This window comes from Planococcus sp. FY231025 (assembly GCF_052078085.1).
Classification (GTDB): Bacteria; Bacillota; Bacilli; order Bacillales_A; family Planococcaceae; genus Planococcus.
In genome coordinates, this window is record NZ_JBQJJG010000001.1 from 256444 (window position 1) to 268570 (window position 12127).

Here is a 12127-nt window from a genome sequence, read left to right on the forward strand (position 1 = left end):
TGACATCTATTTAAGTAATCATTATTTTTAATTAACTGATAGGCGATTACTAAACTAACTATTATTGCTAAAAACAAAATTCTTAATATCCATTTTTCATAATTATTCCTCATTTCTTTTTTAAAAACATGTTACTTTATTAAGAATTTGTCAAGGTAGAAGGTACAAGAGACTCACGCTACTATACCGGTTCTACAAGGAGTAGTTAGAGTCGCATGGATTTTGAGATACTTATAAATGATATATCTTTAAATATTGTAACTATACCAGCAAATAACTATAAAGATGTAGCAATTAACAGTTCTGTTTATTATAGTAGGAAAGAATATGATGAGCCCCATGTTACATTGCGCGGTGGCGTTTTATTCATTTGTCGGATCAATGCTGCTGGTATGGTTACAATGAGGTTAATTAAAGTCACAACTAAAGCAATAGATGTTGGGACTATAGAATAGAAATTTAAAAGCGTGAGTAACTTGTAAATATTTTCTTTTTTCATTGTATTGTTTTGACCATTGGTTTAGTGTAGATTAAGAATAATCAATCGTAAAAGAGGTTTAATTCAATGGTCAAAACAGAAAAGTATCAAATTCTTACTATGGCGTTTTTTATCGCTGTATTATTGCTTGTCATATCACTATATGATTTAAAAATATCTTTCTTAGTTATAGGGGGGGTAGCAGCAATTTTATTATATTTCTTTTTTTTAACTGGAAAAATTAACTCAGTATCATATCTCTACATAATGATTCCTTTCATTATCTTATCGCCCATTATACCTTTACCGGGACTACCGGCTGTAAAGCTTGACGATTTATGGTTAGCTTTTGGAGCGTTGATCTTTTTAACTATGCTCAGTCTGAAGAAAGATAAGAACTTCACTTTTCAATTACCGATATTTGCTAGGTTATATTTATTATTTATAGGTTGGATTGCAATATCAATTTTGATTACAAGTTTTCAATCACCTGAATTATATTCTCACAGAGATTGGCTGGAAGTTTATAAAAATGTGAAATTATTGCTTATTCTTTTGGTTGCAGTAAATATTAAAATGGCGGTTCCTGAAAAACAAAAATCTTTAAAGATTATTTTAAGTTCCATTCTTATATCAGCGATTTTTGGAATACTGCAGTTTTTTAATGTATTAGCAATTAATACTTGGCTAACTCCTTATTTCGTTTCTAATATAGACAAATACGGCACAGAAACACTTAGCAGAGTAGTCGGAACGTTTGGAAATCCTAATATATTTGCTGCAGCTCTATTAGTTGGGATTGCTTTAAGCTACAGTCAGTTCTTTAGCAGTTACAAAAAACGCTACCTTGTTTTATTAACCTTCTTTTTTGTAGTAATGACATTTACTATGTCTCGAACTATCTTAATTGCAACTATCGTTTTAATCTTATTCCTATCGCTTTTTATTTTTATTAAGTCAAAACGAAAAAAAACATTTCTTAAATCATTATTTTTTGTTCCCCTGATAATGATTGTTGGATTGCAATTTGCACCGGACCGATTCTTTTTCAGGATTGGTGGTTTAGATGACTTATCAACAGATAGTAGTTTCCAAACACGCCTTCAAATCTGGGGAAATATCTTTAACGATTATACTAGAGATCACATTCTTTTAGGGATGGGACCAGCAAGCAAGTTAAACATCACATTTGATAATGAGTGGTTGTTAATATTAACTACTTATGGTGTTGTTGGTACGTTCTTATTATTGTGCTTCTTTATCGCTATGTATCACAGATTAGGAAAAATGAATAGCTCTGAAATAAACTTTCAAAATAATACAGTACAAGGATTGCTGATTGTATTTGCGGGGGCTATGATTTCAATGTCAGTCTTCCAACAATTGCAGTTAATGCCTCTAATAATTCTTGTAGTAGGAATCATTGTTAGCAAATCTGGCAATAATAATGAAGATACCTCAAGAGTTGCAGCTATTGAAAGGCAACAAAAGAGGAATATGAAAAATTCTCTAATTCCGAAAAACTTTAACAAGATTTAATTTCAAAAGTATTTAAACTTTTTTTGAAGATTTTCTTAAGAAAGAATAAAAAAATGAGAGGATTAGAATATTAATATTTTATCGTACAAAAAAAACAACCTCATTAAACAGGTTGTTTTTTGCGGATTTTATTTCTTTCTTTTTTCTAAAGTTACTTACAAAAGCTGCGGTGTTGTAGCCGATTTCACTTGAAGGTAATTCAATATACTTGTGATGTAAGTAAGAAGCTAACCTAATGATAAGGAAAACCATGGTAATCAACAAGTATGGGTTTGGAATAATAGTATAAAATACTGTAATTAGTATCTAACCAATGACTGCATGGATAACATACATTGGATAACTTATATTTGCAAAGAAATTGAGCAAAGGATTATACGAAAGCTTGTCTCTTAGCAAATAGAAGATGGAAAATATTCCTAAAACTAACACATAATTTACAGAATAAGAAGAGAAGGAATCAGGAATTCTTAAATACATATTTGAAATAGTTAAAGCAAGTAAAAAGAAAACCATAGTAATAAATTTGACTGATTTCTAGTTTGATTTGAAGTAGTTATAATAACAAATTCCAATCATCATAAACGTAAGGTATATAGCAGAATTCGATAATACAGATAAAATTTGAGTGATGTAAACATTTATGGAATCTGAAGTGAAACTAAATAAAAGAGAACTGGTAAATAACAAAGAGGATGAGATTATCAGTGCTTTGCTACTTCTGATACCGAAGAATATCGAGAGGATCGCTATTAAGAAATAAAACTTAAATTCCATTTCTAAAGTCCAGTTGATACCATCAATCGTCAGTAAACCTGTCCAATCTCTTAGTAAAGAGAGATTAGCAATAAAGTCTACAACCGTATAAGGGAATTTCAAATTGTTTACTCTTGAATAAATCAATACAGTCAGTGTAGTTAAAATCAAACCTACAGCATATGGCGGCAGCACTCTAAAGAAGCGCTTAATTAAAAATTCGATTTTCCCTGAATTTGCTAACGAAAAAGGGATTACAAAGCCACTAATTATAAAAAACAAAGATACTCCGACAGCACCAAGGTTTATATTCAATCCTTCTAAAAAACTAGATATGTCTAAAATGAACAAATTAGAACTGAAACTAGTCTGATTTACATTTGCCAATTCGATGAGCCTATCGTGCTTGGACCAAAAAAGGTCGAAGTAATGAAAATAAACAATGATAAGACAGGCAACCCCCCTTAGCATTTGAGCGAACCATATCTTATCTTTTTTACTGTTTGACAATACAGAAAAGCTGAACCCTTTGTGGTGGTCACCATGAACAATCAGGACCTGAAATGGGATTATAAACGAATAGAAGAAGACCCGTTCGAATACATCATGCCTTATGTTGAAGCGAACTACCATGTATCGGATGAGCCCGCGGGCCGTGCTTATGCTGGGTTATCGATGGGTGGAATGACCGCTAACCGGATGTACTTCAATCATGCGGATGACTTTGCGTATTTTGGCATTTGGAGTTATGCCGTAACAGGGGATGAACTGAGCAACATCGGAACATACCGTAACCTGGACAATCCTTCCGTCATGGTAGGCGTCGGTATTTGGGATTACTTGATCGAACCTGTGCAAAATCTTCATACTGCGCTGAATGAAGAGGGGATTGAACACGCCTATGTTGAAGTTCCTGCTGCGCATGACTGGAAAGCTTGGCATCTGCTCTATGCTACTTTTGTAGAGAATCATCTGTGGAAGAAGGAGAAAGGGAAAGGAAAGAACAAAAAAGAGAAAGTAAATTGAGTCACACCTGCAGGCTGCACTTAGAAACCTCAATGTTCCTTGTCTAAAGAAGCCTTTTCAGCAGACACCAACTGCTTGAGGAAAGGCTTCTTTGGCTTTTTCAAGATCAGCAATGTTATTGTCGAAATATTCTTTTCAAATATGCAATATATTGTGTTAGAGTAAGGAAATACTAAATTAAGAAGGTGACATCTATGGCTAGAAGCAACATCGAAGAATTGGAAAGAAACACAACGTTGTCGAAAGTATCTGTGGAAGAGATTATGGTGGCAAATCAGGCGCTTAAAGATGTCGTGATCAAAACGCCGCTGCAGCGGAACGACCTTCTTTCTGCCAGATACGGCTGCAACGTCTATTTGAAACGGGAAGATTTGCAAGTGGTGCGCTCGTTCAAGCTGCGTGGCGCTTATAACTTCATCCGCAGTCTGACGCTCGAAGAACGGAAAAAAGGAATCGTTTGTGCGAGCGCCGGCAACCATGCCCAAGGTGTTGCGTATTCTTGCTTTGCGCTGGGAATCGAAGGGAAGATTTTCATGCCGCTGACCACGCCTAGCCAAAAAGTTTCCCAAGTAAAGCGCTTTGGCGGCGAGTATGTATCGGTGGTGCTCACAGGTGACACGTTCGATGATTCCTATACAGCGGCTATGGAATACTGTACAGCCGAGGAAAAGGTCTTTGTCCATCCGTTTGACAACAAACTGGTTGTTGCCGGCCAAGGCACCGTTGCCGTGGAGATCTTGAACGACATGCAGGAGCCTGCGGATTATGTGTTTTGTGCGATCGGCGGCGGCGGATTGGCGTCCGGCATCGGAACGTATTTAAAAGGAATCAGCCCTTCTACGAAACTGATCGGCGTGGAGCCGGCGGGAGCTGCCTCTATGAAGGCATCGCTCGACCATGGCAAAGTGACCCGGCTCGATTCGATTGATACATTTGTAGATGGCGCAGCTGTCAAGCAGGTCGGTGAGTTGCCGGTGGAGATCTGCAGTGGCGTTTTAGATGATATCGCCCTTGTGCCAGAAGGGAAAGTTTGCACGACCATTCTTCAATTGTATAACGAAAATGCGATTGTCGCGGAACCGGCGGGGGCATTGTCGGTGGCCGCGCTGGATTTCTATCAGGAAGAAATCAAAAGGAAAAACGTAGTCTGTGTCATCAGCGGCGGCAACAATGATATCGAGCGGATGCAGGAAATCAAAGAGAAATCGCTGATCTATGAAGGACTGAAGCATTACTTCATCGTCACCTTTCCCCAGCGTGCCGGCGCGTTGCGCAAATTTATGGACCAGGTGTTGGGGGAGCAGGACGATATCACGCATTTCGAATACACCAAACGGACCAACCGCGAAGCCGGCCCTGTTATCGTGGGGATCGAACTGAAGTGCCGGGAAGACTATGCGCCCCTTTTAAAACGGATGAATGAAAACGGATTTCCGTATAAGGAAATCAATAATGACCCAACGTTGTTCAACTTGCTGATTTGAAAGTAAGTCATCTTCAAGTGATAGTGATATAGCATATGATTTGAACAAAAGGCATTTCCGGCTCCTTAGAGGGGTTCAGGAAATACCTTTCTTTATGTTCTGTTCCAATGCTCCCTTACACCTGCTTCAAGTTTTCTTCATATTTTTTAAGGAATTTCTTAATTCAAGTTTAAAGTATCTTTCCCAAGGGAAACATTTCATATACTGAAATATTATAGGGGGAAAGAAGTTGAATCGTTTTTTACAAGGAGTCGCTGATTTCTCGGCATGGTTATGGGGCATCCCGCTCATCACGATGTTGCTGTTATCAGGTCTTTACATGACATTTAAACTTGGATTTTTTCAATTCCGTTATTTTGGCTATATCGTCGGACAGACGTTCGGCAGTGTGTTCAAGAAACCGAAAGGGGAGGGGACGGTTACGCCGTTTCAGGCGCTGACGTCTGCTCTTTCTTCCACGATTGGCGCAGCGAATATTGTCGGTGTGCCGGCGGCGATCATGTTCGGCGGGCCCGGCGCGGTGTTCTGGATGTGGGTCATTGCGCTGATCGGCATGGCGCTCAAATTCGCTGAAAGCGTACTCGCTGTTGAATACCGCGAGAAAAATGCCAAAGGGGAGTTTGTCGGCGGGCCGATGTATTACATGACAAAGGGCTTGAACTTGAAATGGCTTGGCGTCTGGTTTTCATTCGCGTTGATGATCGAATTGATTCCGAGCATCATGGTGCAGGGGAATTCCATCGCCCGCACGGTGGAAACGACATTCGCGATTCCTGCCCTTTGGACGGGCATTGCAACCGCTGTGCTGATTTCAGTTGTCGTCTTCGGCGGCATCCAGCGGATCGGCAAGGTGACGGAGATTTTCGTTCCGTTCATGGCGTTGTTCTATGTCGGTGGCGCAGTCGTAATTCTCGTGATGAACGTCAGCGCAGTGCCGGAATTCTTCAAGCTGATTTTCAGCAACGCCTTTTCTCCGGCGCCTGTCATGGGCGGATTTGCCGGTGCAGCGATTGTCGAAGTGATCCGCTGGGGCTTTGCCCGCGGACTTTATTCCAATGAGGCAGGGCTTGGGACAGCACCGATTGCCCACGCAGCGGCCATGACAGACCATCCCGTGAGACAAGGGTTCTGGGCCGTCATCGGCGTGGTCGTCGATACGCTGATTGTCTGTACTGCGACCGCTTTTGTGATTTTGTCATCTGGTGTTTGGACGGGCGAAGGGGCAATGGACAATTCGTCTGCGTTGACGAGCCTGGCATTTGAATCCTATTTCGGTGAATTCGGTGCAATTCTTGTCACCATCGCCTTGATATTCTTTGTCCTCTCAACGATCCTGGTCGTTGTGTTCTACGGTGCCAAGCAGGCAGAGTTCCTGTTCGGCACAAAAGCTTCTCACGGCATGCAGGTGGTTTATATCCTTGCTGTCATCTTCGGAGCTGTCGGTGCAGCCGAAGTGATTTGGGGCTTCCTCGACATCATGCTCGCGGCGATCCTCATTCCGAACGTCATCGCCATCCTGCTGCTGAGCGGGAAAGTGAAGGCGCTGACGACCGAGTTTTTCACATCGGAAGAGTATTATAAGAAAGACCAGAAAAAGAAGAGACGGAAAAAAGCGAGAAAAGCAGCGAGAGAGGGTTATGAATATTAACGCGATCCCAGCTGAATAAAAAGTATGAAAGCCTTGAACTCCCGAGTAGGAGGGTTCAAGGCTTATTTTGTGTCAGGAACCTGAGAGATTCATCGTTTTCGGATGAGTGCGAGGAGGGGAGCGGTTTCCATCGGAAAATAGCGCTGCTGATGGAAGGGGGGGACATGACAGTGTCTCTTCCCGTTTAAGGCTCGATTTAAAAGGCATTTTATGAGCATGTTTCCAGTCGGTTAGGGAATAAGAAAAGAAGAGGATGCATCGTAGCTATGCAGACAATTCGATTGTGGAAAGAGGGATAGGATGGATTTAAATACACAAGCGATTGAAGATTTGGTTAGTGCGGAGGAGTTAAGCGCAGTGAAGGAGTACTTCGAAACCAATGAGTCTGGAATACTGAATGAACTTGCTGAAATCGATCAGCACATCGCATTACGTCCTTTAGCGATCATCTTCGAGGAGCCGGACGGAGAACTCCAGAAGCGTTACCAAGCGATGAGTTTTTCGAAAGAGGCCAAAGAAGATGGAAGTGAAGGAGTAGTTGTTGAGCTGGTAAAATAAGTAGAGTGAAGAGCGTCCGTTGGGACGCTCTTTCTTATTTGCTATAATATGGAATAAAAGAGGTGAGTGTAGATGAAGAATAAACTGCTAACCTGGTTTTTAGTCATTTCATTAATGGCTAACGGGTGGTTTCTCTATAAGTGGCAGAAGGCGGAGGATATATATGAAGGGAAATTGGCTGCTAACCTTGAACAAACTACCCGTAATGCCGGATTTATGATGGGGGTGAGTCCGGCACAGATTTCAGCTGACCCTACATATATTAAGCTTAAACTGGAGGCGCTATCAGATGCCTTCGCAGCCGCTTCTGATATGTCGCATCCCGAGATGGACGTTTCGGTTGAGGAAACCGACTTCCAGTATTTTTGGGGCGCCCATCTCATCCTTGAACGGAACTACTTGCCGATCATTGAAAAGCTGCAGTATACGGATCAACCTCTTTCTATAGATGATCAAGAAAAACTGATGCAGCTTAAAACTAGTTTATTCGAATCCGGTTTGATTGGTGAATATGAACATCCAAGCGCCACGGATTCCTATATGCGGGCGGTTAAAGAATTCCTGAGGTTAGAAGGCGCCCTTACTGATGATGGGAATCTTAAACTATAAGCGAGCTGCTTCCTTCATGGGTAACAAAGAAGAACTCTAAACTAGAAAAAAGGGAGAATTGTTTGCGTGCCTGGCACGCAAACAATTCTCATTATTAAACAAAATTTTAAAATGAAATAAAAGGAAATAAAAAAGGTCTTAAAACCTATTCTACTTTTACCTTCTCGGAGTAAAATAGAATTAGTGAAAGAAAGGTTTTTCTAGATGCCGAAAGCAAGGGCAACGTAAACGCCATTCTTCATTTCAATAAAGGCAAAGCTTTCGAAAGAAAGTGACGCAAAGTCTCAGGCCTAAAGCCTTGTGCTACGGCGGCTGGACTGCTGAAGAATGATGAATGAAAACTTTCCCGGTTGATTTCTTAATTCTTCTGATTCAAATACAAATTTGATTTGGGAGGTTTTATTTTGGTTAAGGGTAAAAAGAAGATGCAGCGTTATTTCGCGGTGGGGTTGGTGTCGACGGTAACTGCGTTCGGTTTGGGCTCGACCCTCGTTTTCGCAGACGGGCACGAGGCAGAAGAGCAGGAAGCAGTAGAGACTGAAGGGATTGAAACGCCTGACGAAGTTGAAACGGACGAACCTGCCCAGCTGCCGGGGGACTGGTTCTATTTTATTAAAAAGCTGCAAGAGAATGTGCAGCTTGCGTTGACGTTCGATGACGTGAAGGAAGCTGAACTCTTTGCTTCATTTGTGGAAGAGCGGATTCAAGAAGCCGAGGCTTTGTTTGCCCAAGGCGAAGTAGAGCTCGCAGTTGAAACGCTGGAACGGGCGATTGCCCAGCAAGAGGAAGCGTTAAAGGCGTATGAAGAGGCAGCACCAGAAGAATCAGCTGCTGATGAAGAAAGCGCAGAAGATGAGGCTGGTGATGAGCCGGCAGATCCAGAGGCAGAAGAAGGCGAAGCTGCTGAGGAATCCGAGGAGGCACCGGTCGACGAAAACCGTGCGGCATTGGAAGCAAAATTCAGTTCCAACCTTCTGGCATTGCAAGCTGCACTCGAGAAAGTGGAGAATCCGCAGGCCAAAGAAGCACTGGCGAAAAATGTGGTGAAGGCCCAGGAACGCTTGGAACGTAAAATTGATAAGAAATTGGCGAAGCTTGAAGAATCTGACGGAGAAGAAGCTCCAGAGGAAGAAGAAGCGACAGAGGAAGAAACAACTGAAACAGAAACAGAAACAGGAGATGTCATCACAGAAGGCCCTGAGGAAGAAGCTGCCGATTCGGCCGAGCCGGAGGTAGTAAAAACAGAAGAAGGTGAAAGCTTCTCGGTAATGGGCACAGCTACAAAGAAAAATGTATCCGCTGAAAAACCAGCACAACCCATTGTAAAAAATGAGACAACGAAGAAAGCAGAGCCGAAAGCAGCTCCGCCAGTGAAAAAGGCAGAACCAAAAGCGGCTCCACCAGTAAAGAAGGCGGAACCGAAAGCCGCTCCACCGGTGAAGAAAGCGGAACCGAAAGCGGCTCCTCCGGTGAAGAAAGCAGAACCGAAAGCGGCAGCGCCAGTGAAGAAAGCAGAACCGAAAGCCGCTCCGCCTGAGAAGAAAGCAGAACCGAAGGCAGCTCCGCCGGTGAAGCAAGCAGAACCGAAAGCCGCTCAACCCGAAAAGAAAGCAGAGCCAAAAGCAGGTAAACCCGAGAAGCAAGAGTCACAGGACAAAGGGAAAAGTCCTAAGGATTGATTGAGGGTTTGTAAGACGAAAAATTCAATTGATAGAACATGCAGCCCTTAGCCGGGAAACCGGCTAGAGGGCTTTTTCTTTGTTGGCGCATGTAATCCAATGTTCGAAAATTTGCTGGCATAGAGTCAGGCTCTCCTGCTGGTGCTCACTTTATTTATTTTAGGTAGAAAAAAATTAACTTCCTTTTAACCTTGTTTCTATAGATTGAAAATTAAAGGGAAAGTTTTCCTATTTATTTCGGCTCGGAAAATTAAATAGGACAAGAGAAGCTTTTGGTGTGGTCGCAGATTGGTAGAAACAAGAAAGCCGGCAGAAGAAATCGGTATGTTATCAAGACACTTTTCAGAGGAGACGGGGCCATGAAGGACTTATATTTCGAAGAGAATTACGGGAAATTGTATGAAGCGATGGAAGGCGGGGAAACGGTGGTTTTCGATTTTTCACACCCTGCTGGACGGATCAGGCATCTGTTCATCAAACGGGAAATTCCATATCCGCTGCAGGGCGGCCCCTATTATGACCTGGTGACGCCATACGGGTACGGCGGACCTTTGATTCTCTATGCGGAAGCAGAGCGCAAGAATGAGTTGGTGGCAGAGTTCGAGCAGGCCTTTCAGTCGTATTGCAAGGAGAATAAAGTGGTCAGCGAATTTGTCCGTTTTCATCCGCTCGTTGAAAATGCGACGGATTTTACGGGGGGTTATGAAGTGGTTTTTTACCGGCATACGATCATAACGAATTTGGCAGCCTTTGAAGATCCGATCCAGCAGGAATACTCCAGCTCGTGCCGAAGAGATATCCGGCATGCGCTGAAGGCCGGCGTGGACTACCGAATCGTCCAAAAACCTGAGAGCCTGGCGCTGTTCAAGACCCTTTACTATTCCACGATGCAGCGCAATGAAGCAACCCGGTACTACTATTTCGACGATGCGTATTTTTCCAAGTGCTTGGAGCTGTTCAAAGAGAACCTTGTCCTGGTGGAAGTGTGGTACGAAGGACAAGTGATTGGCATGAGTTTGAATTTTACCAGTGGCAAGATTCTTCATGCCCATTTGACCGGAACGTTGAAGGAATTCCATCATTTATTTCCTGCGTTGATCCTGCAATATGGCTTGGCTGTGTGGGGGAAAGCGAACGGCTTTGCATTGGTCCATCATGGAGGTGGACGGACCAACCTGCCGGACGATACATTGTATTTGTTCAAAAAGAAGTTCGGCAGACAAGCGGAAGGTGAATTTTTTGTTGGCAAGAAAATCTGGAACGCGGATGTGTATGGGGCGTTATGTGAAGCGACGGGGAAGCTGGGAGATCAAGCATTTTTCCCGGCGTACCGGGCGGAAATAGAAGAGAAATCGCACACAGTGTAGCAGGGGAAGAATCTTATTTATGACATGCGTGTTTCTCGTACTTATAGGATATAAAATCACCTGAGCAGCTTGTTGACCGATAAAAGCCGTCTGGAATGAAGCATTCCAGACGGCTTTGCCATTTTCTTAATCGGCTAACTTCGCTTAATCGCTGTGTCCCATGCCTTGGCCTTCCATGCCCATGCCTTGACCTTTCATGCCCATGCCTTGGCCTTCCATGCCCATGCCTTGGCCTTTCATTCCCATCCCTCGGCCTTTCATCTTCATCCCTTGCCCTTTGGTTTTGCAGCGGCTGCCCATGCGCATTTGCCCTTTTTTATTGTGCTCCATGCGGCCGGGCTTGTCCTGGTTGGAAGCCATCATAAACGCCAGGCCGACTGTCATGAGCGGCAGCAGGAGGATGAGCTCAATCGGGACGATCGGACGGTAGACAGCTTTGTCATTGGTCACATCATAGATGCCAACTGGCTTGATCTGGAACGCACCGCCAGCTCCCTCGCCTTGGCCGCCTTCCAGTTCCTCTGAGCCGGGTGACCCTTCATCGCCTTCCCGCTCAAAGCCGAAGCCGGCCCCTGCACCGACGCTGTATTTGACTTTGGCTACCGGGATGATGGTTCGGCCTTGCATCTCGATCGGGTCGCCGTAGACGAGCGAGACGTCGCGTACTTTTGAAAACTTTTCGAAAATCGGAAGAAGCGGAGACGATTTGAACGGTGTAAACACTTTTTCATCCATGTTCTTCATTCCTTTCAAATAGGTTGCTCCGATGGCTGGGTCAAAGTTTTCCGTGAACGAAGCGGAGGGCGGCAGTGACACGATTTGCCAAACTAGTGTATAGATTCGCTCTCTCGGTAAGTATCCCTCTATTTTATTTCAGGGATTGCCGGTTTTCTTTTTCGGGCGCATACTAAATGAAACGAAATTATAGGCAAGAGATAGTAAAAATACATACAGTGGATGGAATAAGATATTTACAATGGAAA

The 12127-nt window shown here is 43.2% G+C and carries 11 protein-coding genes and 1 riboswitch; of the genes, 9 read left to right on the plus strand and 2 right to left on the minus strand.

The features are described from left to right. The first annotated feature begins 215 nt into the window (after positions 1-215). The gene (locus ACTL32_RS01110; RefSeq protein ID WP_441339746.1) at positions 216-455 is read left to right on the plus strand and encodes a hypothetical protein; all 240 of its coding nucleotides are present in this window, start codon (positions 216-218) and stop codon (positions 453-455) included. 110 nt (positions 456-565) lie between these two features. Next, entirely contained in the window at positions 566-2017 is a 1452-nt protein-coding gene (locus ACTL32_RS01115; RefSeq protein WP_441339747.1) for an O-antigen ligase family protein, read from the plus strand. Positions 2018-2554: 537 nt separating this feature from the next. Here the strand turns inward: ACTL32_RS01115 and ACTL32_RS01120 are convergent. Continuing rightward, positions 2555-3406, minus strand: coding sequence for an acyltransferase family protein (locus ACTL32_RS01120; RefSeq protein ID WP_441339748.1), 852 nt, complete (start codon positions 3404-3406; stop codon positions 2555-2557). On the opposite strand from ACTL32_RS01120, the gene ACTL32_RS01125 reads away from it, so the two are divergent. The 7 genes from ACTL32_RS01125 to ACTL32_RS01155 all read left to right on the plus strand — a co-directional run bounded on the left by ACTL32_RS01125 (position 3317) and on the right by ACTL32_RS01155 (position 11144). Then, complete coding sequence (locus ACTL32_RS01125) at positions 3317-3799, plus strand: alpha/beta hydrolase (RefSeq protein ID WP_441339749.1); 483 nt, start codon at positions 3317-3319, stop codon at positions 3797-3799. The genes ACTL32_RS01120 and ACTL32_RS01125 overlap by 90 nt on opposite strands. A 194-nt stretch (positions 3800-3993) precedes the next feature. Next, positions 3994-5283: a threonine ammonia-lyase IlvA gene (gene ilvA / locus ACTL32_RS01130; protein WP_441339750.1), complete on the plus strand. Its 1290-nt coding sequence runs from the start codon at positions 3994-3996 to the stop codon at positions 5281-5283. 229 nt (positions 5284-5512) lie between these two features. Further along, entirely contained in the window at positions 5513-6931 is a 1419-nt protein-coding gene (locus tag ACTL32_RS01135) for an alanine/glycine:cation symporter family protein (RefSeq protein ID WP_441339751.1), read from the plus strand. 300 nt (positions 6932-7231) lie between these two features. Then, positions 7232-7489 (plus strand): hypothetical protein, encoded by a 258-nt coding sequence (locus ACTL32_RS01140; protein WP_441339752.1) that lies wholly within the window; start codon positions 7232-7234, stop codon positions 7487-7489. A gap of 72 nt (positions 7490-7561) precedes the next feature. Continuing rightward, positions 7562-8098, plus strand: coding sequence for a hypothetical protein (locus tag ACTL32_RS01145; RefSeq protein ID WP_441339753.1), 537 nt, complete (start codon positions 7562-7564; stop codon positions 8096-8098). A gap of 241 nt (positions 8099-8339) precedes the next feature. After that, positions 8340-8423, plus strand: a riboswitch (cyclic di-GMP riboswitch). A 79-nt stretch (positions 8424-8502) separates the two neighbouring features. Beyond that, positions 8503-9777: a DUF5667 domain-containing protein gene (locus tag ACTL32_RS01150; RefSeq protein WP_441339754.1), complete on the plus strand. Its 1275-nt coding sequence runs from the start codon at positions 8503-8505 to the stop codon at positions 9775-9777. Positions 9778-10136: 359 nt separating this feature from the next. Beyond that, positions 10137-11144, plus strand: a complete 1008-nt coding sequence (locus tag ACTL32_RS01155; RefSeq protein WP_441339755.1) for a GNAT family N-acetyltransferase — start codon at positions 10137-10139, stop codon at positions 11142-11144. A 144-nt stretch (positions 11145-11288) separates the two neighbouring features. Here the strand turns inward: ACTL32_RS01155 and ACTL32_RS01160 are convergent, their stop codons facing one another. Next, positions 11289-11879, minus strand: a complete 591-nt coding sequence (locus ACTL32_RS01160) for a spore germination protein GerW family protein (RefSeq protein ID WP_441339756.1) — start codon at positions 11877-11879, stop codon at positions 11289-11291. Positions 11880-12127: the final 248 nt, after the last annotated feature.